Origin of the sequence: Ancylobacter pratisalsi, from assembly GCF_010669125.1 — a bacterium.
GTDB lineage: Bacteria > Pseudomonadota > Alphaproteobacteria > Rhizobiales > Xanthobacteraceae > Ancylobacter > Ancylobacter pratisalsi.
Genome location: NZ_CP048630.1, coordinates 3,590,696 through 3,615,954, shown reverse-complemented (window position 1 = coordinate 3,615,954; position 25,259 = coordinate 3,590,696). Strand labels below are relative to the sequence as shown.

General features: G+C 68.1%; 26 protein-coding genes. 7 read left to right on the top strand and 19 right to left on the bottom strand.

Translation table 11 applies throughout. The features are described from left to right. Window positions 1–111 precede the first annotated feature (111 nt). Window positions 112–819, top strand: coding sequence for an SH3 domain-containing protein (locus G3A50_RS16930; RefSeq protein WP_163076351.1), 708 nt, complete (start codon window positions 112–114; stop codon window positions 817–819). An 84-nt stretch (window positions 820–903) separates the two neighbouring features. On the opposite strand, the gene G3A50_RS16925 is transcribed toward G3A50_RS16930, so the two are convergent. The 3 genes from G3A50_RS16925 to G3A50_RS16915 form a co-directional block, all read right to left on the bottom strand. Continuing rightward, entirely contained in the window at window positions 904–1,482 is a 579-nt protein-coding gene (locus G3A50_RS16925; RefSeq protein WP_163076350.1) for a Spy/CpxP family protein refolding chaperone, read from the bottom strand. Window positions 1,483–1,565: 83 nt separating this feature from the next. Beyond that, window positions 1,566–2,882, bottom strand: a complete 1,317-nt coding sequence (locus G3A50_RS16920) for an ATP-binding protein (RefSeq protein ID WP_163076349.1) — start codon at window positions 2,880–2,882, stop codon at window positions 1,566–1,568. A 7-nt stretch (window positions 2,883–2,889) separates the two neighbouring features. Then, entirely contained in the window at window positions 2,890–3,606 is a 717-nt protein-coding gene (locus G3A50_RS16915; protein WP_163076348.1) for a response regulator, read from the bottom strand. A 271-nt stretch (window positions 3,607–3,877) separates the two neighbouring features. Here G3A50_RS16915 and G3A50_RS16910 point away from each other — a divergent pair, with 271 nt between their 5' ends. Genes G3A50_RS16910 through G3A50_RS16895 form a run of 4 tightly spaced genes read left to right on the top strand, consistent with a single transcriptional unit; the run spans window position 3,878 to window position 7,248 of the window. Continuing rightward, window positions 3,878–4,168, top strand: coding sequence for a cysteine rich repeat-containing protein (locus G3A50_RS16910; protein ID WP_163076347.1), 291 nt, complete (start codon window positions 3,878–3,880; stop codon window positions 4,166–4,168). A gap of 31 nt (window positions 4,169–4,199) precedes the next feature. Then, entirely contained in the window at window positions 4,200–5,402 is a 1,203-nt protein-coding gene (locus G3A50_RS16905; protein ID WP_163076346.1) for an efflux RND transporter periplasmic adaptor subunit, read from the top strand. Then, window positions 5,399–6,559 carry an ABC transporter permease gene (locus G3A50_RS16900; protein WP_163076345.1) on the top strand — a complete coding sequence of 387 codons (1,161 nt, stop codon included), beginning with the start codon at window positions 5,399–5,401 and terminating at the stop codon, window positions 6,557–6,559. The genes G3A50_RS16905 and G3A50_RS16900 overlap by 4 nt, the downstream gene beginning before the upstream one ends. Then, entirely contained in the window at window positions 6,556–7,248 is a 693-nt protein-coding gene (locus tag G3A50_RS16895; RefSeq protein ID WP_163076344.1) for an ABC transporter ATP-binding protein, read from the top strand. Before G3A50_RS16900 ends, G3A50_RS16895 begins: the two co-directional genes overlap by 4 nt. Here G3A50_RS16895 and G3A50_RS16890 read toward each other — a convergent pair. The 16 genes from G3A50_RS16890 to G3A50_RS16815 all read right to left on the bottom strand — a co-directional run bounded on the left by G3A50_RS16890 (window position 7,239) and on the right by G3A50_RS16815 (window position 23,689). Beyond that, entirely contained in the window at window positions 7,239–8,120 is an 882-nt protein-coding gene (locus G3A50_RS16890; RefSeq protein WP_163076343.1) for a LysR family transcriptional regulator, read from the bottom strand. The two genes, G3A50_RS16895 and G3A50_RS16890, sit on opposite strands and share 10 nt — an antisense overlap. Window positions 8,121–8,139: 19 nt before the next feature. Next, window positions 8,140–9,117 carry a YeiH family protein gene (locus G3A50_RS16885; protein WP_484477008.1) on the bottom strand — a complete coding sequence of 326 codons (978 nt, stop codon included), beginning with the start codon at window positions 9,115–9,117 and terminating at the stop codon, window positions 8,140–8,142. Between the two features lie 184 nt (window positions 9,118–9,301). Beyond that, window positions 9,302–10,030, bottom strand: coding sequence for a DUF1028 domain-containing protein (locus tag G3A50_RS16880; RefSeq protein ID WP_210255157.1), 729 nt, complete (start codon window positions 10,028–10,030; stop codon window positions 9,302–9,304). 22 nt (window positions 10,031–10,052) lie between these two features. Beyond that, complete coding sequence (locus tag G3A50_RS16875; RefSeq protein WP_425483414.1) at window positions 10,053–10,763, bottom strand: ABC transporter ATP-binding protein; 711 nt, start codon at window positions 10,761–10,763, stop codon at window positions 10,053–10,055. Beyond that, a complete protein-coding gene (locus G3A50_RS16870; RefSeq protein WP_163076341.1) occupies window positions 10,760–12,574 on the bottom strand; it encodes a branched-chain amino acid ABC transporter ATP-binding protein/permease in 1,815 nt (604 codons plus the stop codon). Before G3A50_RS16870 ends, G3A50_RS16875 begins: the two co-directional genes overlap by 4 nt. Next, window positions 12,567–13,403, bottom strand: a complete 837-nt coding sequence (locus G3A50_RS16865; RefSeq protein WP_163076340.1) for a branched-chain amino acid ABC transporter permease — start codon at window positions 13,401–13,403, stop codon at window positions 12,567–12,569. Before G3A50_RS16865 ends, G3A50_RS16870 begins: the two co-directional genes overlap by 8 nt. A gap of 139 nt (window positions 13,404–13,542) precedes the next feature. Further along, window positions 13,543–14,697 (bottom strand): substrate-binding protein, encoded by a 1,155-nt coding sequence (locus G3A50_RS16860; protein WP_163076339.1) that lies wholly within the window; start codon window positions 14,695–14,697, stop codon window positions 13,543–13,545. Window positions 14,698–14,765: 68 nt separating this feature from the next. Further along, complete coding sequence (locus tag G3A50_RS16855) at window positions 14,766–15,596, bottom strand: nitrilase family protein (protein ID WP_246252497.1); 831 nt, start codon at window positions 15,594–15,596, stop codon at window positions 14,766–14,768. Window positions 15,597–15,866: 270 nt separating this feature from the next. After that, entirely contained in the window at window positions 15,867–16,475 is a 609-nt protein-coding gene (locus G3A50_RS16850; protein WP_163076337.1) for an ANTAR domain-containing response regulator, read from the bottom strand. A gap of 27 nt (window positions 16,476–16,502) precedes the next feature. Further along, complete coding sequence (locus tag G3A50_RS16845) at window positions 16,503–17,663, bottom strand: transporter substrate-binding domain-containing protein (RefSeq protein WP_425483478.1); 1,161 nt, start codon at window positions 17,661–17,663, stop codon at window positions 16,503–16,505. Window positions 17,664–17,744: 81 nt separating this feature from the next. Then, window positions 17,745–18,056 (bottom strand): hypothetical protein, encoded by a 312-nt coding sequence (locus G3A50_RS16840; RefSeq protein ID WP_210255156.1) that lies wholly within the window; start codon window positions 18,054–18,056, stop codon window positions 17,745–17,747. Between the two features lie 106 nt (window positions 18,057–18,162). Continuing rightward, window positions 18,163–18,837: a flavin reductase family protein gene (locus tag G3A50_RS16835; RefSeq protein WP_163076335.1), complete on the bottom strand. Its 675-nt coding sequence runs from the start codon at window positions 18,835–18,837 to the stop codon at window positions 18,163–18,165. 120 nt (window positions 18,838–18,957) lie between these two features. Continuing rightward, the gene (gene cysN / locus G3A50_RS16830) at window positions 18,958–20,853 is read right to left on the bottom strand and encodes a sulfate adenylyltransferase subunit CysN (protein WP_163076334.1); all 1,896 of its coding nucleotides are present in this window, start codon (window positions 20,851–20,853) and stop codon (window positions 18,958–18,960) included. Then, the gene (cysD, locus tag G3A50_RS16825; protein ID WP_163077762.1) at window positions 20,853–21,746 is read right to left on the bottom strand and encodes a sulfate adenylyltransferase subunit CysD; all 894 of its coding nucleotides are present in this window, start codon (window positions 21,744–21,746) and stop codon (window positions 20,853–20,855) included. The genes cysN and cysD overlap by 1 nt, the downstream gene beginning before the upstream one ends. Window positions 21,747–21,802: 56 nt before the next feature. Next, on the bottom strand, window positions 21,803–22,648 hold the full coding sequence (gene cysQ / locus G3A50_RS16820) for a 3'(2'),5'-bisphosphate nucleotidase CysQ (RefSeq protein ID WP_163076333.1): 846 nt from the start codon (window positions 22,646–22,648) through the stop codon (window positions 21,803–21,805). 123 nt (window positions 22,649–22,771) lie between these two features. After that, window positions 22,772–23,689, bottom strand: coding sequence for a CE1 family esterase (locus G3A50_RS16815; protein ID WP_163076332.1), 918 nt, complete (start codon window positions 23,687–23,689; stop codon window positions 22,772–22,774). On the opposite strand from G3A50_RS16815, the gene G3A50_RS16810 reads away from it, so the two are divergent. Together G3A50_RS16810 and G3A50_RS16805 are read left to right on the top strand one after the other, a co-directional pair. Continuing rightward, window positions 23,681–24,217, top strand: coding sequence for a hypothetical protein (locus G3A50_RS16810; RefSeq protein WP_163076331.1), 537 nt, complete (start codon window positions 23,681–23,683; stop codon window positions 24,215–24,217). The genes G3A50_RS16815 and G3A50_RS16810 overlap by 9 nt on opposite strands. A 112-nt stretch (window positions 24,218–24,329) precedes the next feature. Further along, the gene (locus tag G3A50_RS16805; RefSeq protein ID WP_163076330.1) at window positions 24,330–25,232 is read left to right on the top strand and encodes a sulfotransferase family protein; all 903 of its coding nucleotides are present in this window, start codon (window positions 24,330–24,332) and stop codon (window positions 25,230–25,232) included. Window positions 25,233–25,259 lie beyond the last annotated feature (27 nt).

The following is a 25,259-nucleotide window of genomic DNA, read 5'->3' as shown; positions in this document are numbered from 1 at the left end:
CTGTCACAAACTGAAACATGGCTGAGACAGGCCCGCGACGCCGGCGCTCTAGCACGGTGACATGACAAAACCGGCCCGCCGCGCGTGCGGCGCCATCTCGGGGACCACGCCATGCTCAAGAAACTTCTCCTCGTCGCCACGCTGGCGGTTGCCGGCGGCGCGACCTTCGCCTCGCCCGGCACCGCCGCGACCACGGCGGTCGCCACCGCCAATGTAAACCTGCGGGCCGGACCTTCCACCGCCTACCCCGCCGTGACGCTGGTGCCGGCGGGCACGCCGATCACCACCTTCGGCTGCGTTACCGGCTACACCTGGTGCGATGTCGCCTTCGCCGGCTATCGCGGCTGGGTGGCGGCGGACTATATCCAGCTGGTCTATGGCGGCGCCCCGGTGGTGCTGACCGCGACGGTCGCGACGGCGGTGGGCATAGGCGTCGTCGCCTATAACCGCGCCTACTGGGACCGCTACTACAGCGCCTATCCCTGGTATGGCCGCTGGGGCGCCTATCCCGCGCCCCGCCCCAATGGCCCCTATCCGGTCGCGCCGCGCGTGACCTCCACATCGCGTGCCGCGGGCTGTGCCAACGGCGTGTGCACCGGGGCAAGCAGCGCCACCGGCCGCTATGGCGGGACCACCTCGCAGACCCGCACCTGCGCGGACGGCAGCTGCACCGCGACGCGCAACACCACCGGCGCGTATGGCGGCAGCGCGACGCGGACCCGCAACTGCACCTCGGGATCCGGCTGCTCCGCCAGCCGTTCGGGCACGACCGGCGGCGGCCGCAGCTTCAGCGGCTCGCGCAGCGTGAACCGCCGGTAGCCACGGCGGCACTCAAGACAGACGCTAAAGGCCCGGAAGCGTGCTCCCGGGCCTTTTTGTTGCGTGCGGAGGAAGGCTGGCGGCTCAGAGCGGCAGTGTCCGGCCCTCGCTGCGCCGCCATTCGACGAAGCGCAGCACGCGTTCGACCAGCCCGGCCTGCATCTGCTGCGCCATGCTCAGCTGCTCGGGCGTCAGTGTCGCCTTCAGCGCATTCGCCGCTTCCCGCAGCGTCTTCGCCGCCTCGGCGCGCTCGATGGCGGCGGCGGTCACGTCGTCGACCAGATCGAAGGCGGCGGCGGCGTCACGGGTCTGCTTGTCGGTCCAGCGCCCGACGCGCGTGCCGGTGGGGATGAACGCGACCAGCGCGCCGGTATAGGCCCGCCACGCCGGCATCTGCTCCGGCGTGATGCCGAGCGCGGTCTCCTGCGCCGCGAGCAGCGCGCCAGCGGCAAGGCGCGCCATGGTGCCGTCGAAGGCGGGAAGCGCCCGCCCGCTTTGTCCGCCGCCCATGAAGGCCGTCAGGGTGGCGGGTGCGCCGGCCAGCGGGTCGGCGCTCACCCGGGCGATGCCCATCACCGGCAGCGCGAGCGCGGCGATGAGGCCTGCGGCGAGCGTTCCACCCACCACGGTTCTGACCGAAGGTCTTGCGAGAAAACGTCTCATGGCTTTGATCCCTTGCCGTTGAGAAGGACCGCAGCCTCGCCCGGCAATGTCTCAGGGGACCTACACCTTGATGTCGATTTGTATCACGCCGCCGGCAGGCAGACCGTGACCGCGAGCCCGCCATGCCCGCTGTCGCCGAGCGCGGCCGTTCCCCCGTGAAGCGCGACGATGCGCTTGACGATGGTCAGCCCCAGCCCGGCCCCGCCGCTGTCGCGGCTGCGCGAGGCTTCGATCCGGTAGAACGGCTCGAACACCTTGGCGCGCTCCTCGGGTGCAATGCCGGGGCCCTCGTCCTCGACCACCAGCACCACGGCGCCGGGCGCGCCTTCCACGCGCACGAAGGCGGCGTGCCCGTAGCGCAGCGCGTTCTCGATCAGGTTGGCGCACAGCCGCTCCAGCACCGTCTCGGCCATCGCCACACGCAGCGCCACGGCGGGCAGCGTCAGCGTGATCCGCCCGGCCTCGACGTGGCCGGCACAGTAGCGCGCGAGCACGGCACCGGGATCGCAGGCCGCCGGTTCGGCGGACGCGAAGGAACTCTGCGCGAAATCGAGCGTGTCCTCCACCAGCGCCTGCATCGCCTCGACATCGCCGATGGCGCCGTCGCGGTGGCGGCTTTCGGGCATCATCTCGATTCTCAGCCGCAGCCGGGTGAGATAGGTGCGCAGATCATGCGAGATCGCGCCCAGCGTCAGGGTCCGGTTCTTCACCAGGGTGGCGATGCGCTCCTGCATCGCGTTGACCGCGTGGATCAGCGCCCGCAATTCCGGCGCGCCGGTTTCCGGGATCGGCACCGGATCGAGATGCTCGCCGACGCGGTCGACATCGCGGGCCAGGCGCGTCAGCGGCTTCATCTCGCGCGCCACCGCCACCAGCGCGGCGACCGCGACCAGCACGCCGAACAGACCGGCGAAAAAGCCGATCGGAACGCCGAGCACGCGAACCGTCACCTTGTCCTGCACGTCCAGCAGCAGATAGTCGCCCGAGGCGAGCTGGACATAGACCCGCAGCGTCTCGCCCGCATGTTCACCCTGACGGGGATCGAACAGCACCAGCACATGGCGCCCGGGCGCGCCATCGGAGGCGAGCACGGCCTTTATCGCGATCTCGATTCGGTTCAGTGCCGCCACGCCGGCCTCGTCCGGCGGCGGGCCGGGGACGATGGCGAGGCTGCGCCCGTTCTGCGAGAACGCGTCGAGCACGCTGGCCCTCAGATCCGGCGGCGCCTTCTCGACCAGGCGCACAAGGCCCGCGACCTGGCGCGGCAGCGAGCCGGACGCCGCGCCGAAGACGGCGCGATTGTCGGTGGCGCCGAAATAGATCAGCAGCGCGAGAAGCTGGATCGCCAGCAGCGCGAGCGCCACGATGAGGATGATGCGGGCGAGAAGGCCGAGGCGCATGCGACCCTCACACGTCCCGCACGTCGGTGGAGAACAGGTAGCCGACATTACGCACCGTGGTGATGAGCTGGTCCTCCTCGGGCAGGCACTGCGCCAGCTTGGCGCGCAGCCGCGACACGGTGACGTCGATGGTGCGGTCGAACGGCTCGGCCGAGCGCCCGCGGGTCCAGTCCAGCAACTGGTCGCGCGAGAGCACCCGGCCGGGGCGTTCCAGGAAGCAGGTGAGCAGATCGAATTCGGCGGTGGTGAGGTTGACCCGCTGGCCTGCGTCGTCCTCGATCAGGCGGGCATCGAGATCGACGGTGAGCCGGGAAAAGCGACGACGCCGGCGTTCGGGCGCACCCGCCGCCAGCGCGCCGCTGGAACGGCGCAGCAGCGCACGGATGCGCGCCAGCAGCTCGCGCGGGTTGAACGGCTTGCCGAGATAATCGTCGGCGCCGATCTCCAGCCCGACGATGCGGTCCACCTCGTCATGCTTGGCGGTGAGCATCAGGATCGGCACCCGCGAGCGTGCACGCAGCCGCCGGCAGATCGACAGCCCGTCCTCGCCCGGCAGCATGATGTCGAGAATGACAAGGTCCGGCATGGCGCGCATCAGCGCGCGGTCCATCAGCGCCCCGCTCTCGACCGCCTCCACCTCATAACCCTCGCCGCCGAGGAAGTCCGTGAGCAGGCTGCGTATGTCACGGTCGTCCTCGACCAGAAGTAACCGTTCCGCTGTCATGAGACCGGCATGACAGCGCCGGGCGCGCGAGGCAAGTCGCGGCATCGGCGTCGATACAAACTGTTACGAAAAACCGGTTTTCCGAGACATCGGCGCAAAGCGTGGCGCGCAATCTGTTCACCTGCCACGGAGGACCCGCCCCGGTCCGGCTGGCAGGGCGGATCGCTTGCGCGGACCGCCGGGCGTGGAGCCCGCCCGCCGATCGCCCAGTCAGGCGGGCTCCACGCCCGAACCCCAATGGACCCATTCACCCGTTCCGAGGATGACCACCATGCTTCGCAAGTTAAACCGGCGCGCCGCCATCGTCATCATCCTGGCCGGCATCGCCGGTGCCGTCTTCGCGCACGGCGCCCTCGCCCAGACACCCGCCGCGGTGCAGAACCTGACACCGGCGCAGATACAGAACCTGCGCGCCGCCTGCGCGGCCGATATCCAGACCTACTGCGCCGGCGTGCAGCCCGGCGGCGGGCGCGTTCTCCAGTGCATCAAGACCAACGCGGAAAACATGTCGCCGCCCTGCGTCAACGCGCTGCTGTCGGTGAGGTCGGCGCAGGCGCAGTGACGGGAATCCCGCGGCGAAGGCGACAGCGACCATGAACGTTCAGCCCCACATCGACCAGTTCCTGCCGCTGCGCCCAGCAGCCCCGCGTCCCAGAACACGTGGGCGGGCGCGGCTGGCCGGGCTGGCGCTCCTGGCGCTCTGCGCCGCAATTGCCGGCGCGCGTTATCTCTACCCCTACGCCACGCCCGGCGAGATCGTGCGCGCGACGGGCCTCAGCGTGGAGCTGCGCGGGCCCGGCACGCTCACGGCGCTGTCGCAGGCGAGCGTCGGCAGCCGGCTGCAGGGACGGATCAGCGCGCTTGCCGTCGACCGCAACGACACGGTGACCGAGGGCGAGATACTGGCGCGGCTCGCCTTTGAGGACCTCGCCGGCGAGGTCGCTTCCGCCGAGGCCAACGCCCATGCCGCCGAGCGCGCGATCGCCGCGACTGAAGCCGAGCGCGACCGCGCCGTGGCGACGCTGGACAAGGTCCGCGCCATCCATGAGCGCCAGCAGGCGCTTCTGGCCAAGGGCGTGATCAGTGAGGCCGGGCTGGAGGACGCCCTTGCCACCCGCCGGCAAGCGGAGGCGGACCTTGTCCACGCCCGCCGCGCCATCGAGCAGGCCGAGGCCGAGCGCGACGCCGCCCGTGCCCGCATCGCGGTGGCGCGCGCCCAGCTCGACGACAGCCTGATCCGGGCGCCGATCTCCGGCATCGTGGTCGCGCGGACGCACCAGCTCGGCGAGGTGCTGACGCCCGGCACCGAGCTGCTGCGCATCGTCGATCCGACCAGCCTCGTGCTCACCGCGCGCCTCGACGAGAGCGCGATCGCGGCGCTGCGCCCCGGACAGGAGGCACGCGTGACTTTCGGCCCCGACCAGCCCCCGATCCCCGGCCATGTGCTGCGGCTCGACCGGCAGGTGGACGAGGAGACGCGCGAGTTCGAACTCGACATCACGCTGGATAGCCTGCCCCCCAACTGGGCGTTGGGACAGCGCGGCACCGCGCGCATCGTCATCGCGCAGCGCCCGGACGCACTCACCGTGCCCAAGAGCTTCATCGACCGGCGCGACGGCCACCCCGGCCTGTGGGTGGCGACGGATGGACGCGCGCGCTGGCGCGAGGTCGGGCTCGGTGCCGCCGGGAGCGAGCGGGTGGAGATCAGCAGGGGTCTCGTGAGCGGCGACACCGTGCTGGCGCCGCAGGACGTCTATCCCCTCATGCGCGTGCGCCTCTCGGAGGCGACGCCGTGAACCTCGCGCTCAAGGATGCCCTCCACTCCCCCACCCGCTTCGCGCTCACCGCGCTCGGCGTCGCCTTCCTGATGACGGCGATGATCGGCATGACCGGGCTGTATCGCGGCGTGGTCGAGGACGCGCTGCTGATCATCGATGCGATCGATGCCGATCTGTGGGTGGTGCAGGGCGAGCGCGCCGGCCCGTTCGCGGAGGGCTCGGCGGTGGCGCCCGACATGGACCGCCGTGTGGAGGGTGTGCCCGGCGTCGCCGATGTGCGCCGTTTCACCCAGTTCAGCCAGCAGTTCGCCTTCGCGGACGGCTTCCGGCGGGCCACCATCACCGGGGTCGACGTGCCGCGCGACGACGGCCGCTGGCTGCCGCTCTCGGCCGGCCGCTGGCTCGATGGCGGCCGTTACGAGGCCATCGCCGACGAGAGCACCGGGCTCGCGATCGGCGACCGGGTGCGGCTCGGCCTCGACGATTACGACATTGTCGGCCTGACCCGGCTGATGGTGGATTCGGCCGGCGACGGCCTTGTCTTCGTCTCCATCAATGACGCCGCCGCCATCGCCCGCAGGCGCACCTCCGAGGAGGTCCAGCTGGCGCGGGCGGCCCACGGCGCGCAAGCCAGCGCCAAGGACGGCAGCTCGGTGGCGCAGGAAAGCAAGATCGCCAGCGTGCTGGTGCGGCTCGACCCGGCGGTCGACCCGGCACGGGTGATCGCGACGATGGAACAGTGGGGCGATGTACGCGTGCTGACCACGGCGCAGCAGCGCGACCTGATGCTGAACGCGCGGCTGTGGAAGCTGCGGCTTCAGATCCTCGCCTTCACCGGGCTGATCCTCATCATCACCGCCATCGTCGTCTCGCTGATCATCTACACCATGACCATCGAGAAGCTGCACGAGATCGCCTTGCTCAAACTCATCGGCGCCCGCGAAAGCGTGGTGGCGGGCATGATCGGTCAGCAGGCGGGGCTGATTGGCACTGCCGGCTTCGCCCTCTCCATCGTGCTGTCCCGGCTGGTGTTTCCCCATTTCCCGCGCCGCGTGGTGATGGACCCCTCGGATCTCGCCCTGCTGGGGGCGGCGCTGGCGCTGATCTGCGTCGTGGCGGCGTGGGTCGGCATTTCCCGCGCTTCGCGGGTCAGTGCGCGCGAGGTGCTGTCATGAGCGCGCCGCCGGTGCTCTCGGTGCGCGGACTGACGCGCCACTATGCCGGCCCCAGCGGGATCGTGCGGGCGCTGGACGGGGTCTCGCTCGACATCGCGGCGGGAGAGCTGGTCGGCATCTTCGGGCCGAGCGGCTCGGGCAAGAGCACGTTTCTCATGCTCGCCGGCCTGCTGGAGGCGCCGACCTCCGGCGAGGTCTGGCTCGCCGGGCAGCGCGTGTCCCACCCGCAGGTGAACATTGACGGCCTGCGCGCGACACGGCGGCGCCAGATCGGCTTCGTTTTCCAGCGCGCCAACCTCATTCCCTTCCTCTCCGCCAGCGAGAATGTGGCGCTGAGCCTGGAGATCGCCGATGTCGCGCCCGCCGACGCCATGGCCCATGCCCGGCGGCTGCTGGGCGCGCTCGACCTCGCCCACCGCGCCGACAACCAGCCCTCGCGGCTCTCCGGAGGCGAGCAGCAGCGCGTCGCGGTGGCGCGGGCGCTGGCCAACGGGCCGCCGCTGATCCTCGCCGACGAGCCCACCGCCGCGCTGGACAGCGTGCGCGGGCGCCAGGTGATGGAGCTGTTCCGCCGCATTGCCGCGACCCAGGGCGCGGGCATCGCCGTGGTCACCCACGATCCGCGCTCGACCGGTATGTTCGACCGCATCGTCCACTTCGAGGACGGGCGGATGATCGATCAGGCCTGACGGGCCAGTTCGAGAAAGGCCTGCGCCGCCTTGGTGGTATAGCGCTCCTTGTGCCGCAGGGCGCGGAACTGGCGCGCCGGCAGCGAGAAATCGATGAGCGCCATCGCCCCGGTGCGGATTGCGCTGTCGACCACGCGGCGCGAGATCACGCTCACCCCGCTGCCGGCCTCGACCGCCACCCGGATCGCCTCATTGGTGGGATATTCCAGCACCACGTTGAGATCGCCGGGGGACAGGCCGCGCGCGAGAAGCAGCGCCTCCAGCATGGCCCGCGTGCCCGAGCCGGTCTCGCGCAGCACCCACGGCCCGGCCTTCAGTTCCTCGAAGTCGCGCGGCGCGCGCCAGGTCCAGGGATGGGTGACCGGGGCGACGAGAACCATCTCGTCGGGGGCCACCGGCTCCATCGCCAGCGCGGGCTCGTCCAGCTCGCCCTCGACGAAGCCGAGATCGGCGAAACCCTGCTGCACGCGGCCGGCGACGAAATCGGTATTGCCGATGTCCACCGCCACGCGGATGCCGGGATAGAGCGCCTGATAGCGCGCGACGACGCCGGGGAGCCAGTAATTGCCCACCGTCTGGCTGCCCGCCAGCGCCAGCCGGCCACGCTCCAGCCCCGCAAGGTCGAGCAGCACCTGCTCGGCCGCGCCCGCCTGCGCCAGCACGGCCCGTGCCTCGATGAGGAACAGCCGGCCGGCTTCGGTGAGCGCGATGCGCCGGCCGACACGGTCGAACAGGCGGGTGGCGTGACGCGCTTCCAGCGCCGCGATGGCGGCGCTGGTCGCCGAGGGCGTCAGGTTCAGCGCCTGGGCCGCGCGGGTGAGATGCTCACGCTCGGCGACGGCGACGAAGATGCGCAGCTGTTCGAGTGTCATCGCGCCCCGTCGCCCGGCCTCATGTGGTCATCTTCACCAGCATTAGGCTGAAACTGGCGATGAACACAAAGGCGGCGAGGCCGAGGAGGAAGGGCCTGATGCCCTTGGCGCGCAGCTTGGCGATGTCGGTCTCCAGCCCCATCGCCGCCAGCGCCATGGACAGCATGAAGGTGGTCGCCACCACGATGGCACCCTTGAGCTCCGGCGGGATCACCACCACGGAGTTGATCCCGACCAGCGCGATGAAGCCGAGCACGAACCAGGGCATGGGCGGCCGCGCGCGGCCCGCGCCGTGCCCGCCATTGCGCGACGCGCGGCGGGTGGCGATGAGCCCGAGCGAGATCACCACCGGCGCCAGCATCATCACCCGCGACAGCTTGGCGATGGTGCCGAATTCGCCGGCCGACTGGCCCTGCTGATAGGCGGCGGCCACCACCTGTGCGATCTCGTGCACCGAGGCGCCGGTCCACAGCCCGTAAGCGTGGGCATCGAGCCCCAGCACGCCGGGAAGCAGCGGATAGAGGAACATCGCCACCGAGCCGAAGACGGTGACGCAGGCCACCGCATAGGCCACGTCCTCGTCGGAGGCGCGGGTGACGGTGTTGGTGGCGATGACCGCCGAGGCGCCGCAGATCGAGGTGCCGGCGGCGATCAGTTCCGCCAGCTTGGCCTCGATCCCCATCAGGCGACCGAGCGATGTGGTGAAGACGAAGGTCGCCACGAGCGTCAGCGCGATGACGGCGATGCCGGTCGCCCCGACCTCGGCCACCTGCGTGGCGGTGAGCTGGAGCCCGAGAAGGATGATGGCGAAGCGCAGGATGCGGCGCAGTGAAAAGGTGACGCCCGCCTTGGCCCGCGCGGGCGTGCCGACCAGATTGTGGAACGCGATGCCGATGACGATGGCGAGGATCATCGGGCTCAGCAGCCCGACCATCGGCAATTGCCGCAGACCGAAGGCGGCGGCGGCGATGGCGCCGGTCAGCAGCAGTCCCGGCACGATGCCGAAACGCTGCGACGAGGGCGCCGCATGCACATGAACCGTTTCCGCCCGCGCCGTCATGACCCGCTCTCCGTTGCCGATGGCCACGGATCGCACGAAGGCGACTATTCGATCCAGCTCATAATATCGTACGTTTCATTCGTTTATGACGAACGATTTCGATCGGGAGGGCGCACGACACTCAGCGCCGGGAGCCACCGCCGCCCGGCCGGTCCGGCGGCGAGAGCGCCAGCATCTCGGTTACTTCGAGAGGCGCGGGGCCGGGAGTGAGGCCGCGCCGCGGCATGCCCTCTACGAACGGCACCAGCTGAAGCCGCGCGATCTCCAGCACACGGCGCAGTTCCTGCACCGGGCGCGGGTGCTCGTCGACCCGGAGATCGAGCGCGGGATAGGCCTCCGCGCCCTGAATGCGCAGCGAGGCCGATTGCCGCCCGCGCTTGTCGCCGCCCGCCTGGTCCCCCGCCTCCATGGCGCGCATCAGGCGCTCATCCAGCGGCAAGCCGGCGGAGGCCTCGAAGGACTGCCGCATGCTGGCGACGACGTCGGGGCCGGTCAGCATGTTGCCTTGGATGGCGAAGCCCGGGCCGGTCTCATGACCATACCACCCGGTGCAGGCCCCACCCGACCACGCGGCCGCCCCGCCCGCCGCATCGACCACGCCGATCTGGCGCAGGTCCCGCTCCGGATCGTCCGCCAAAACCGCCGCCAGAGCGGGCGCGGCCGCCGTGCCGGCCGCGATGGCCTCCAGCACGCGGAGGGCGAGATAGGGGTTCACCCAGGACTGGGTCGACACCGCCCCGGTGCCGGCCAGCGTGAACGGGCACATGGAACCGACCGCGGGCACCGCCGTCGCCACGGCGACGCCCAGATGCCCGGTGATGCCGCAGCGCGCGACGATGGAAAACGTCATGTCGGCCCTTATCCCCGTTCGCTCAGACGCTGAGATGCCCGGTGACACGCGCCGCCGCATCCGGCTCCGCCGTGCCGCCGCTGTCGGCGATTTCGCCGCGATCGAGCACCGCCCAGCGATCCGCCACCGCGAGGGCGAAGGGTAGATGCTGCTCGACCAGAAGCATGGTGGTGCCGTGACGGTCACGCGCGTCGCGGATGACCCCGGCGAGGCGATCGATGACGGAGGGTTGCAGCCCCTCGGTGATTTCATCGACCAGCAGGAACTTCGCCCCGCTCGCCAGCGAACGGGCCATCAGCAGCATCTTCTGTTCGCCGCCGGACAGCGTGCCCGCGCGCTGCTTCAGGCGATCCAGCAGGAAGGGGAACGACGCCTCCACTTCCGCCAGCGCGGCTTCGAAATCGGGCCGGCGCACGGCGAGGCGCAGGTTCTCCTCCACCGAGAGATCCTGGAACAGTGCCTTCTCCTGCGCCACATAGCCGACCCCGAGTCGCGCCACCCGGTGCGGGGAAAGCCGCGTCGCCTCCTGGCCGGCGATGACCACGCTGCCGTGCATCTTGGGCAGGAAGCCCATCATCGCCTTGAGCAGCGTGCTCTTGCCCATGCCGTTTTTGCCGAGCACGGCGAGGATCTGGCCCGGCGCGATGGCGAGGCTGACCTCGCGCACCACGACGGCGCCGGCATACCCGCTGGACAGACGCTCGACGGAAACACCCATGGTCGGCGCGTTCATGCCGGCTCTCCCTGCGCCTGATGGGCGATGCCGGCATGGCCGGAGCCGGCATAGACCTGCTTCACCAGTTCGGACTGCACCACTTCCTCCACCGAACCGTCGAGCACGATGCGGCCCTGATGCAGCACGATCACCCGCGAGGAAATCTCGCGCACGAAGTCCAGATCATGCTCGACCAGCAGGATGCACAGGCCCTGCCGGGTGGTGAGATCGGTGAGGATGCCGCCGATCTGCATGCGCTCGGTCTTGGTGAGGCCGGCGGTCGGCTCGTCCAGCAGCAGCACACGCGGCTCCAGCGCCAGCACCATGGAAAGCTCCAGCGCCTGCTTCATGCCGTGGGAAAGCAGATGCGCCGGGGTGGAGAGCTGGCGGTCGAGCCCTGTCGTCGCCAGCACGTGCATGGTCGCCTCGGGCAGCGCCAGCCCGGAGGCCCGCCGCCACAGCGAGGGCCGCGCGTGCCGGGTGCGGGCGATCTGCAGGCACTGCGCCACGGTGAGGGTGTCGAACACATTGGCCATCTGGAACTTGCGCCCGACCCCGAGCGCGACGCAGTGCTCGGGCGGCCGCCGGCCGATGTCCTGTCCATTGACGATGATGGTGCCCGCCGTGCGCTCGGCGCCGTCGGCGATGCAGCGCATCAGCGTGGTCTTGCCCGCACCGTTCGGGCCGACGAGGCTGACGAGTTCGCCAGCGCGGGCGGAAAAGTCGATGCCATCGAGCACGGTGAGGCTGCCGAAGCGCTTGGTGACATGCTCCACCGCCAGCGCCGGGCCATCGCCGGGCCCCTCCCCCTGGGTCTCGCTGGCGTCGAGCGTCGACAGGCTCACCGGCACGCCCGGCGCGGCGGGACGCTTGCGGACCATGGCGATGAGCCGGCGCGGCACGTCGACGAACACCGGCAGCAGGCCGCGCGGGAAGGCGACGATGACAAGCACGAAGACGGTGCCGATGATGAGCTGCCAGACGAAGGGATAGTCGCCGGAGAGCTGCGCGCTCTCGTAATCCACGATCAGCGCGCCGAACACCGGGCCGAGCAGCGTGCCGCGTCCGCCCAGCGCGGTCCAGATCACCAGTTCCGTGCCGAACACGAAGCCGGCCAGCTCGGGCGCTACCACCATGGCGTAGCCGGCATAGATGTAGCCGGCGAGCGCGCCGATGACCGCGCAGGCGAGATAGACCAGGATCTTCAGCCGCGAGGTGTCGAGGCCGAGATATTTGCAGCGCTGCTCGTTCTCGCGCACCGCGACCAGAAGCCGGCCCGCATCGCTGTTGACCACGATGAAGGCCAGCGTGGTGACCGCGACGAGAAACCCGCCGGCGAGCCAGAACCAGCCCTCCATCGAGATGTCGAAGCTCATGAAACCGGACAGCCCGCTCGACGAGCCGGTGAACGTGCCGCCCGAATACAAGACCTGCGTCGCCACGATCGGCAGCACCAGGGTGATCACCGAGGCGTAGAGCGCCGACGCGCCGTGCCAGAAGGCGAGCCAGCCGACCACGGCGGCGACGAACAGCGCCCCGAACACCGCCAGCCCGAGCGCCAGGAACGCCGTGGAGGTCGAGAAATCCAGATGGGTGAACACCAGCCCGGCGGCATAGGCGCCGATGGCGAAGAACACCGACTGGCCGAAGGTGAGGATGCCCAGATAGCCCCACAAAAGATCCACCGTGAGGGCGACCGCCGCATAGAGCAGCGAGCGGGTGAGCACGTTCACCGAATAGGTGTCGAGCACATAGGGTCCAGCCCCGACGGCGACGAGGGCGAGGAGCGCGGCAAGCCCGATAAGGGAGAGGCGACGGGTCTCAGTCACGGGCGAAACCCTGCGGACGGATGCGGAGGATGATCGCGGCCAGTACCGCGATGGTGAGCCCGCCGAGCACGGGACTGAAATAGGTGGCGACCATTACCTGCGCTCCGCCCAGCACCAGACAGGCGGCGAGCAGGCTCAGCAGCGAGGCGCCCGACACCAGCACCAGCATGAAGGCGTTCACCAGCCAGGGAACGCCCATGGACGGGTCGACGCTGGACAGCGGCGTGATCAGCGCCCCGGCCACGCCCGCGAGCGCCGAGCCGAGGGTGAAGGTGAGGAAACGCACCAGCCCGCTATTGATGCCGAGCCCGCGCGCGAGGTCCTCGTTCATGATGACGGCGCGGGTCTCCAGCCCCAGCCGGGTGCCCTGAAGCAGCGCGGTGAGCGCAATGCCGAGCGCGGCGGCGATGCCCACCAGCGCGAGGCGATAGGCCGAATAGCTCTCGCCCAGAAAATCCAGCGTGCCTTCCAGCGGCGCCTGCGTGAACTGCACGCCGCGCCCGAAGACGATGGTGATAACCTGCCCGATGATGATCGACAGGCCCCAGGTGGCCAGGATCGCGTCGAGCGGGCGGTTGTAGAGCGGGCGCACCACGAAGCGCTCGATCACCATGCCCGCGACACCGCCGAACAGGGCGGCGATGGGAATGGCGAGCCAGGGATTGAGCCCGTACTGGGTGGTGACGAGCGCGGCATAGCCGCCAAGGGTCATCAGCCCGCCATGGGCGAAATTGATGATCTTCATGACGCCGAACACGAGCAGCAGCCCGGTGGCGACCGCATAGAGGATCGCGGCGGTTGTCACGATGTCGAGCGTCGGGGCGATCATGTGGCGTCCTTCGTCGGGGTCACGGGCTTGCGTGGGACGACCTGCGGGAGGGTGCCGACCCCGGGGACCGGGCCCCGGAGGCGGCATCGCGCGTATCAGCGTGCGGAAGCGACGCGCACCGGCAATGTGGTGCGGCTAATCACTTCAGCTTCGGGCACTGGTCGCCGGGATCCACGTCCTTGAAGGTGGACAGGATGGTGACGCTGCCATCGGCCTGAACCTGACCCAGATACATGGTCAGCGGGGCGTGGCGCTGCTTATTCATGACGATGGTGCCGCGCGGGCCTTCCACCGCGACTTCGCCGAGCGCGGGGATCACCTTGGCGGCCTCCGTGGTGCCGGCCTTCTCGACCGCCGCCTTGTAGGCGTACACCGCCTCGTATTCCGGCACCGAGAGATCGTTCGGGGTCTTCAGGTCGGCGCCGAACTTCTTCTCCATGGCCGCGAGGAACGCCTTGTTGGCGGGGCTGTCGATGTTGGTGAAGTAGGAGCCCGCGATGTAGATGCCCTCGGCATCGGAGCCCATGCTCTTGGCGGTGCCTTCGTCGACGGCGAGGTTGCCGTAGAGCGTCTTGATGCCCGCCGCGCGCAGCTGCTTGGTCAGCGTGACATTGGGGGCGCCGCCGGCGGTCGAGGTGATGATCGCGTCCGGATTGGCGGCCTTCACCTTGGACAGGATCGCGGTCCAGTCGGTCGCATCCATCGGGGCGTATTCATCGCCGACCACCTTGCCGCCGGTCTTCTCGATATACTCCTTGGTGAAGGCGAGCATGCCGCGACCGAAGGCGTAGTCGGAGCCGATCAGGAAGTAGGTCTTGGCGCCTTCCTTGTTGAAGAAGTCGACGATCGGGGCGACCTGCTGGTCGGGCACCCAGGCGTTGACATACATGAACGGGCTGCAGGAGCGGCCCTCATAGAACGAGGTGTAGATGTAGGGCACCTTGCCGCGATTGACGATCGGCAGGCCGGCATTGCGCGCCGCCGAGGTCTCCATGGAGATCAGCGCATCGACCTTCTTCTGGAAGATCAGCGAGTCGAAGGCCTTCTGCGCGCCGGCAGCGCCGGACGCGTCATCGGCGACTTCAAGCACGACCTTCTTGCCGAGGATGCCGCCCTTGGCGTTGATCTCCTCGACGGCGAGCTCGGCCGACTGGACGACCGAGGGCGCCACGACGGAATTCGCCCCCGACAGGCCGACGGGAATGCCGATGGTGATGGTGTCCTCCGCCAGCGCGGGGCCGGCGAAGAGGCCGGCGGCGACAAGGCCGGCGGCAAGCAGCTTGGTAGCGGACATGGCTTTCTCCGGAAGGTTTGGACGGGTTGTTCGTTGGACGGGTTGTTTTTGGATAGAGGTGTAAAGGCTCAGTACGCGCCGCGACGGATGTCGGAGCCCAGCATCTCCGCGTAGACGTCGGTACGCCGGTCGCGCAGCACCTGGTTGAATTCGTTCCAGTTTCGCGCCCGGCGCGCGGCGCCGAGATCGATCTCGGCGCTGACGATCTCCTCGTCGACGCGGCTCGCGGGGCCGGCCACCGGCCAGCCGGTGTAGCTGAGGATCAGGCTCTGGCCCTCGAAGGGCTGGCCGCGCTCGACGCCGACCCGGTCGGCGCAGGCGATGTACATCGAATTGGAATGGGCGGCCGCCATGGCGAGGATGTTGGCCATGGCCTCGCGACCCTCGACCTGGCCGGGGATCGGCACCCAGTTGGTGCTGACGCAGATGATGTCCGCGCCCTGAAGGGCCTGCAGCCGATAGGTTTCCGGGAACCAGCCATCATAACAGATGGCCACCCCGATCCGCCCGATGGCGGTGTGGAACACCGGGAAGCCCTTGTTGCCGGGCTCGAAGAACAGGTGCTCGTTGCCCCACAGATGCACCTTGCGATAGGTGCCGATATAGCCCTGCGGGCCGATGACCACCGCGCTGTTGTAGAGCGAGCGCTCCTCGCGCTCGGTGATGCCGGCGACGATGTGCAGCCCGCGGCGCGCGGCGACCTCGATCCATGCTGCGCAGGTCGGTCCGCCGGGAACCTCCTCCGCCAGGGCAAAGGCTTCCTCGCGGGTTTCGAACACATAGCCGGTGTTCGCCAGCTCGGGCAGCACGATCAGCGTGGCGCCGCCGTCCGCCGCCTTCTCGATCAGCGAGAGGGAATGGGCGACATTGGCGCCGACGTCGCCGATGCGCGGCTCCATCTGGATGCAGGCCACACGGACAAGGCTCGAAACCGGCATTTGGGCGCACCTCTTCGATTGCCGGGCTCGCGCACGGCAACAAAACAAAAAGCCCCCGGCAGCGTCTTTCGACGCTATCGAGGGCTACATAGCCTGGATATGAAACGGCAACGCTGCCGCCGCGCACTCATGCGCTATGCCGACTATGGAAGCTCAGCGGGCAAGGCATGTCAAGCGCCATTGCCGAAAATCGAAGCATGAATAATTATGCCTGTCGATTATGCAAATTGATCAGTTATCTGCCTCTTTGCCGAGCTCTTTCAGCATGGCGTGGGCATTGATGATCGATCCGGCAATGGCGCCGATGGGCACCCGCTTGGCCGTCGCCTGCTTGCGGATGAACTGATAGGCCTCGTCCTCGGTGAGATTACGCAGGCTCATGAGCAGGCGGGTCGCCTTCTCGACATCGCGCCGGGTGCGCAGCGTGTCCTCCAGCTTGGCGATCTTGGCGAGCAGCCGGTTCTCATAGCCGCGCATCGACAGCGCCAGCACCAGGCTGGAGAGCACGCCCGACGCCCGGATCGGGCGTACCAGCACGCCATGGGCGCTGGAATCCAGCAGCGCCTTGAGCACGGTCGGGTTTTCGTAGTCGACAATGGCGATGTGCGCGATCTCCAGATCCGCCATGCGCCAGGGCATCGAGCTTTTGGTGTCGCGATCGAGCAGGAAGAACACCGCGTCCAGCGGCAGGGGAAGCTGCGAAGGCGGCGGCCAGACCACCTGCACCTGACAGCCGATGCGCTGGAGCTGGCGCACCAGATCATCCCCGTCCTGATCGCGCGGATGCACGACCGCGACGCGGGTGTTGCGCAGGTTCTGGATCAGCTGGGACGCGCTCACGCCGGCCGTCTCCCTCGGGATCCGCGATCAGCCATGATCGTACACATGGTCGACGAGATAGGGGTCGGGCTTTATCGGGTCGCGGGCCTCCCAGACGATGTCGAAACTGCCCTTGCCGTTCGCCACCCCGATGCGCGGCCACAGATAGGTGTGGTTGTTGTCGGGATCGATGCGGATCCGCCCCTGGGGCGCGTCGAACTCGGTGCCGAGCGCGGCGTCGACAAGGCGCTGGGTGTCGAGCGAGCGTGCCCGTGCCAGGGCCTGGGCAAAGACGTGAATCTGGAAATAGGCGGCCTCGGCATACATCGTCACCGGTGCGCCGGCTCCGAAATGGGCGCGGTAGGACTGCACGAACCGGCGGCTTTCCGGGGTGTCGACGCTGGAGAAATACGGCGCGGAGGTAATGTGCCCGGCGCACAGCTCCGACCCCACGGCCTGGATTTCCCCCTCCGCCATGGTCAGGCTCGCAATCGGCAGGGTGCGCGGATCGAAGCCTGCCTCGTAATAGATGCGGTAGAGCTCTTCCGCCGCATCGCCGACCACGGTCGAGAACACCACGGACGGCGCCTTGCGGCGGATATCCTGCACCACGCGATGCAGATCGTCCTCATGGGGCACGACCGGCACATAGGTTTCCGCCACCACCTCCCCGCCCTCGCGGGCGACGACATCGCGCATGATGCGGTTGGATTCACGCGGATAGATGTAGTCCGAGCCGATGAGATAGAACTTGCGCCCGTAATTGGCGAAGAGATAGCGCGCGAGCTGGAGGCTGTTCTGGTTCGGCGCGGCGCCGGTGTAGATCACGTTCGGCGAGTATTCGAAGCCCTCATAGAGCGAGGGATACCACAGCAGCGCGTTGCGCCGCTCCACCGTGGCGAGGATCGCCTTGCGGGTGGAAGAGGCACAGCAGCCGAAGATGGTGCTGATGCCGTCCTCGGTCAGCAGGCGCTCGGCATAGCGGCGATAGAGTTCAGGGCTGGATTCGGGATCGTAGCAGACCGGCTCGATCGGCCGGCCGAGCACGCCGCCGGCCAGGTTGATCTCTTCCACCGCCAGCGCGGTTCCCCGGAAATGCTCGGCCTCGGGGATCGACATGTGCCCCTTGCGGGAGAACAGCACGCCGATGCGCCAGGGAGCGGGAGCGCCCGCGCCGGAAGAAGACTCCCCTGTGTCGCGATTCACGATGATGCCTGCATGCTGATGAGGCCCGCCCGGCCCCCTAAGAGGTCCGGCGGGCGGGTCGTTCAAGGAGTGAAACGATCGATATCAGCGTTCGGCCGGACAGGGCAACCGTGACGCGCCAGACCGTGACGTGCGGCCGCGACGGGCGCGCGTGCCGCCTTCCGTACCGCCCGCCTCCTCGCCCAGCAGCATGACGGCAAAGCCCATCTGCACGCTGCCGAAGGTGATGCCGAGCGCCACCGTCAGCGCCGAGACGGCGATGAGCCCGGATGGCGATTCCCGCACCAGGGTGCCCAGATGCGCGACATCGAACGCCAGCAGCGCGCCGACGAAAAGGCCGGCGACCGCGATGCCGATGGCGGCGTGACGAATTAGAAAGCGCACCAGATGAGGCATGTGCCGTAAACCTCTTGATCTCCGAGGCGCGCCCGAACCGTTCGCTCACGGAACATCACGGGGCGCGGGCCGAGCATAAGCCGGTTCGAACCGCGCACAAGCGCCCCTATTGCGACGAAGCTGCACGCCTTTCCGCCATCTCGGCGAGCGTCGGCGTGGCCATGTCGAAGCGGTCGCGAATGGTCGCGCAGGTGGAACCGCCGAGCCGGGCGATGGCGTCGAGCTGGGCAGGATCGACCCGCAGCCGCTCGGTATCGACGACCTCGCTGCGGTAATGGGCATAGACGATTTCGCCGAGAATGATCTGCCGCGAGCGGCCCAGCTCAAGCGTCACATGGCGGCGGCATTCGAAAGCGGCCGGCGCCTCGTGAATGAACGGGGACGCGACCTTGACGCCGGGAGCGGCCGTCAGTCCGGCCATCGCCAGTTCGTCGACGCCGCGGGGAAAATTCACCGCGCAGGCGTGCATCGCCTCGGCGATGGCGTGCGAGACGATGTTCACCGTGAACACCTCGGTAAGGCGGATATTGAGCGCGGTGTCCTTGAACGACATGTCGTCATGGTTCTCGACACCCAGCGCCAGAATGGGCGGATCGGCCGACAGGCAGTTGAAGAAGCTGAACGGCGCCGCGTTGATCCGGCCTTCGGGATCCACCGTCGTCACCAGCGCGATCGGGCGGGGCACGATGGTGCCGATCATCAGCTTGTAACGCTCGCGCTCGCTGAGCGCGTGGAAATCAAACCCGACATGCTCGCGGGCCTCATCGCGCGGGGCGGTCATGGTCCTGCTCTCCTCGCGAAGCGGTCTGGCGGGCACGAACGGGCGGCCCTCATGTGGGGCCGCCGGCTCGCATGGGCAGGCGACGGGACCCGCGGGCGGAGCCGCCGGTCCCGGACAGCGTCAGGCCAGATAGCCGTTCGTCGTCAGATAGGCGACGATTTCCTCGGCCATCTCCTCGGGCGTGCGGGCGCCGGCGGAAAGATGGATTTCCGCGTTCTCCGGCGCCTCATAGGGGCTGTCGATGCCGGTGAAGTTCTTGATCAGGCCTTCACGGGCGCGCTTGTAGAGCCCCTTGGGATCACGCTGCTCGGCGACATCAAGCGGCGCGTCGACGAAGATCTCGACAAACTCGCCGGCCTCGAAACTGTCGCGCGCCTGCCGCCGCTCGGCCCGGAACGGCGAGATGAACGAGGTGAGCACGATGATGCCGGCGTCGACGAACAGCTTCGACACCTCGATGACACGGCGGATGTTCTCGACGCGGTCGGCCTCGGTGAAGCCGAGGTCCTTGTTCAGCCCGTGGCGGACATTGTCGCCATCGAGCATGTAGGTGTGGCGCGACAGCGCGTGGAGCTTCTTCTCGACGATGTTGGCCACCGTCGACTTGCCCGCACCCGACAGGCCGGTGAACCAGAGCACGACCGGCTTCTGGAACTTCATCGCCGCGCGCGAGGCCTTGTCGACCTCCAGCGCCTGCCAGTGCACGTTGGTCGCGCGCCGGAGGCCGAAGTCGATCATGCCCGCACCGACGGTGAGGTTGCTCATCCGGTCGATCACGATGAAGGCGCCGGTCTGCGGCACCTCGGCGAAGGGGTCGAACGCGATCGGCTGCTGGGTGGCGAAATTCACCACGCCGACCTCGTTCAGCCCGAGCTGCTTGGCCGCGAGCTTCTGGAACGAGTTGACGTCGACCTTGTGCTTGATCTCGGTGACGCTGGCGCTGACCGTGCGCGTGCCGGTCTTGATCAGATAGGAGCGCCCCGGCAGCAGATGATCGTCATGCATCCAGATCAGATGCGCGGCGAACTGGTCGGCGACCTCCGGGCGCGCGCCCGCCGCCGCGATGATGTCGCCGCGCGAGATGTCGACCTCGTCGGCGAGCGTGATCGTCACCGCCTCGCCGGCATCCGCCTTGGCCAGATTGCCGTCCTTGGTGACGATCGACTTGACGGTCGAGGTACGCCCCGAACCGGCCACGACGATCGGGTCGCCCGGCCGCACCGAGCCGCTGACCACGGTGCCGGAAAAACCGCGGAAGTCGAGGTTGGGGCGGTTCACCCACTGCACCGGCATGCGGAACGGCCGCGCCAGCGCGTCGTCCGCCACCGGCACGGTTTCCAGATGCTCGACCAGGGTCGGGCCGCTGTACCAGGGCGTGCGCGCGCTGCGCTCCAGCATGTTGTCGCCGAAGCGCGCGGAGAGCGGGACGGCCAGGAAGGTCTCGAAGCCGAAATCCTTCGCGAACTCAACGTAATCCGCCACGATCTGGTCGAAGACCTCCTGCGAGAAATCCACCAGATCGATCTTGTTCACCGCCAGCACCACATGGCGGATGCCAAGCAGCGACACGATGAAGGAATGCCGGCGGGTCTGGGTGAGAATACCCTGCCGGGCGTCGATCAGAATGACCGCGAGATCGGAATTCGAGGCGCCGGTCGCCATGTTGCGCGTGTACTGCTCGTGGCCGGGCGTGTCGGCGACGATGAACTTGCGCTTGTCCGTGGCGAAGAAGCGGTAGGCGACGTCGATGGTGATGCCCTGCTCGCGCTCGGCGGCGAGGCCGTCCACCAGCAGCGCGAAGTCGAGGTCTTCGCCCACCGTGCCGTGCTTGCGGGAATCATTCGACAGTGTCGCGAGCTGGTCCTCGAACAGCAGCTTGGTGTCGAACAGCAGGCGCCCGATCAGCGTCGACTTGCCGTCATCCACGCTGCCGCAGGTGAGGAAGCGCAGCAGGCTCTTGTTCTCATGTGCGGAGAGATAGTCCGCGAAGGTGTCGATCTCGGCCGGAAGGCTCATCAGAAATACCCCTCGCGCTTCTTCTTCTCCATGGACGCCGCCTCGTCATGGTCGATCAGCCGGCCTGCGCGCTCCGAGGTGCGCGCGATCAGCATCTCGCGGACGATCGCCTCCAGCGTGTCGGCGTCGCTGTCGATCGCGGCGGTGAGCGGATAGCAGCCGAGCGTGCGGAAGCGCACCAGGCGTTCCTCCGGCTGCTCGCCGGGTTGAAGCGGCAGGCGGTCGTCATCCACCATGATCATCTGCCCGTCGCGCCACACCACGGGGCGCTTGGCGGCGAAGTAGAGCGGGACGATGGGAATGTTCTCGGCCAGGATGTACTGCCAGATATCCAGCTCGGTCCAGTTCGACAGCGGGAAGACGCGGATCGATTCACCCGGCTTCACCCGCGTGTTGTAGAGGTTCCACAGCTCAGGGCGCTGGTTCTTGGGGTCCCAGGCGTGGGTCTCGGTGCGGAACGAGAAGATGCGCTCCTTGGCGCGGCTCTTCTCCTCGTCGCGGCGGGCGCCGCCGAACGCGGCATCGAAGCCATGCATGTCCAGCGCCTGCTTCAGCGCCTCGGTCTTCATGATGCTGGTGTAGAGCGAGGAGCCATGCTCGATCGGGTTGACCCCGTCGCGCTTGCCGTCCGGATTGGTGTGCACCAGAAGCTCGAAACCGAGCTTCTTCGCCATCTCGTCGCGGAAGGCGATCATCTGCCGGAATTTCCACGTCGTGTCGATGTGCATCAACGGGAAAGGCGGCTTGGAAGGATAGAATGCCTTCACCGCCAGATGCAGCATGACGGCGGAATCCTTGCCAATCGAGTACAGCATCACCGGCTTTTTGAACTCGGCCGCCACCTCTCGAATGATGAAGATGGACTCGGCCTCCAGGCGCCGGAGGTGGGTCATACGATCAGCCGACACGAAACACCTCTTTCATCGATCTCTCGAATGGGGGCAGGCTCTCAGAGCGTCGCCGCGCTCGCCGCCGGTGCGATGGCCGTCTCCACCAGACGCCGGTCGCCAAAAGCCAGGAAATGCGGATTGGCGAACGGCGCGTCATCCGCCTGTTCGCGCTTGTTGTAGGTCAGGGGATGGCCGTCGCAGGTGGTGACGAGCCCGCCGGCGGCGCGCAGCACGGCGTCGCCCGCGGCGGTGTCCCATTCCATGGTCCGGCCGAAGCGCGGGTAGATGTCCGCCGCGCCTTCGGCGAGCAGGCAGAACTTAAGCGAGGAGCCCGCCGAGACGAAGGAGACGTCGGAGAACCGCGCCAGCCAGGCCATGGTTTCCTGCGAGCCATGCGAGCGGCTGCCCACCGCCTTGAGCGAGGGCGAGGCACTGCGCACATCGATGCGCTCGACATCCGCCAGCGCGTCCCCGACGACGCGGGCCTTGAACGCCCCGGCCGGGCCACCGGCATAAAGCACGCCAAGCGCGGGCGCGTAGACCACGCCCATGACCGGCGCGCTCTTTTCGATCAGCGCGATATTGACGGTGAACTCGCCATTGCGGGCGAGGAATTCCTTGGTCCCGTCCAGCGGATCGACAAGAAAGAAGGTGCTGCCCGTGGCGGGCATCCGGCCGGCGGCACATTCTTCTTCCGCGATCACCGGCACGTCCGGCACAAGGCGCCGGAGACCCGCCAGAATGATGGCCTCGGCGCGCTCGTCCGCCTCGGTCACCGGCGAGGAATCCGCCTTGGTCGCCGCCGAGAAGTCCGTCGCATAGACGTCCATGACGACATGCCCGGCCCGGACCGCAAGCTGAACGATTTCAGCGAGTAGACTCTCGTCGCCCAAATTCGAAGCCATCTCAAAAAAATTCACATCAATACCAACTGCTCAAACGTCAACATAACCTGACTTTGCGCAGCGCAACATAGGAATAACCAACGGGGCGCCGGGCACCGAGCCACCGCGGGCAGCACGATAGCATCACAATCCATATCTGTGAAAGAACTGTATCATCAATTCCGTCGCGTGAATATCCTGACTGGTGTTTCCCACAAGACGTCGCACGAAGGGACGATCGGAAACCGCCCCGCCCGGCCAGGTGTGGCCGCCGCCCCGGATCTCGTAGAACTGGGTCGAGGCGGCCGGGCAGGCGAAGCTGTGCAGCACGACCATGGTGCCATCGTCGGTTCGGTCGGGAAGCGGCGTGCTGGTGTCGGCGCCGCAGCCATTCACGCGCGCCCAGAAGTTCACGGTTTTCAGCCCCGAGATCACTTTGCCGCCCGCCCCGCGCAGCATCCCCGCTTTCACGTCGCCACCGGCGAACGGCATGATCGGATCGTCCGTCGAGATGAAGAAGACCATGGGAACAGGTCGCGCCGGATGGCAGGACGCGGCCAGCGCGCTCGGCAGATTGGCGATGACAACGCCCGCCGCCGTGACCGAGCCCGCCGCCTCGCACGCCAGCCGCTGCGCCAACATGCCGCCATTGGACACGCCGGCGACGAACACGCGCCGGGGATCGGCCCCCGCCTCCGCCACCAGCTTGCGGATCAGCGCCAGCAGGAAGGCAACGTCGTCGCGGTTCGAGCGCGTGGTCTCGCGTCCGTCATTCCACTGCGTGCCCCCGGCATCGGGAAAGACCGCGATGAAATCATTGCTGTCGACATAGCGCGCCAGCCCGGTCTGCTTGACCATCCGCGCGCCGTCCCCGCCCCCGCCATGCAGCATCATCACGATCGGCTTGGGCCCACCCTTGGCGGCCGGGCGGAACAGCGTGTAGGTGCGCTCTTCGCCGCCCACCATAAGACTGCCCTTCTGCGGCGTGGCGGCACCGGCGGCAAGGATGGACAGCGCGAGGCCGACAAGTGCGAACAGGACGGAAGCGCAGGCGTGACGCATAGGCTTTCTCCTTCTCGGCCGACCCGATGCCGCAACACGCATCCGCACGCAGCGAACCCGCGCCGCCGACTATCGACGACCCATAACAACCCGCAAGCACGGCCAAACGTCTCGCGGGACCACGGAAAGCGGACGGCAATTCGTCCCTGCACGGCAATTCCAAGACTCCACGCCCGGCTGGACAAGGCTTGTCGCGCTCATTTACAGTCGTTTTATTGGCTGGGCGTCATTCACTTCGGTTTTATTGTCATTCGGGGAAGAATGTTGCGAAACGATGATGTTTCCGGCGACCGCAGCAATATTTCCCGAGAACACCAGATTTCCCGGGAACGCCAAATCCGGCGGGCGCGGCTGGATGAACTGGTGCGCCTGCGCGCGGAGGTCGAGGCCTCCGGCTTCACCTTCCGCCCGGAACCGATGACACCCCGCCCGGCGCCGCGCGACACGATCAGCGGCGACGAAACGGGCGGACGTGACGAGCCGCTGAAGCGGCTGCTGAAAGCTCTCCAGGACACGCGGAACGGGTGAGCGCCGCCATGTGCCCGCAGCGTGTTCCCGCCCCGAGGCGGCGCCTCCTGGCTTGCCCCATGAGGCAGGCCGCGCCGTTGGGTGCCGATGCGAGCGGGCAGGCGCCGGGACGATGATCGAGCCGCTGTTCATACTCGCCCCGCCGCGCTCCTTCACCTCGATCTCCTGCGGCATGATCGGCAGCCATCCCGCGCTGTTCGGGCTCGCCGAGGTGAACATCTTCGCCGTCGAAACGGTTGGCGAACTGATGGAGATGCACCGCACCCGGCGGCGCCTGCAGAACGGAATCCTGCGCAGCCTCGCAGAACTTGCCTTTGGCGAGCAGAGCGAGACGACCTGCGAGGCCGCGCGCCGGTGGCTCGTCGCCAACCCGGACATGACCACCGCCGAGCTGTTTCGCACCCTGCAGGAATGGGCGGAGGGACGCGGGCTCGTGGACAAGAGCCCGCTCCACGTCTACGCGCCGGACGCGCTGTCCCGCATCGCCTCGCATTTCCCGGAAGCGCGGTTCCTCCACCTCACCCGCCACCCGGGCGATACGATCGAATCGATCCTCAAGCTGAAGAGCGAGATGCGCGCGCAGGCGCTGGCGAGGTTTCCCCTCCTCGCCGGCCGCGCCGAGCCGTTCGATCCCGAGGCGCCGGAGAAGATGTGGCTCAAGCCCCATCTCGCCATCATGAACCTGCTGGACACGCTGCCCGGCGAGCGCTGGATGCGGATCCGGGGGGAAGACCTGCTTGCCAACCCCCGCGTCATTCTGGCGCGGATCGCGGGCTGGCTCGGCATCTCGACCTCGAACGAGGCCATCGGGGCCATGATGCACCCGGAGTCCTCGCCCTTTGCCCGCCCTGGCCCCGCCAATGCGCCCTATGGCAACGACCCCGCATTCATGGACCATCCCGGACTGCGCCCCTTTGACTGGACGCCGCGCCCGATGGAATGGTCCCGGCCGGACGGAAAGATCGTCCCGCTCAGCGCGACGGTTTCATCCTGCGGCATGAAACTTGGCTACTAATCTTGCATGGTGATCCGGGCTCGAGAG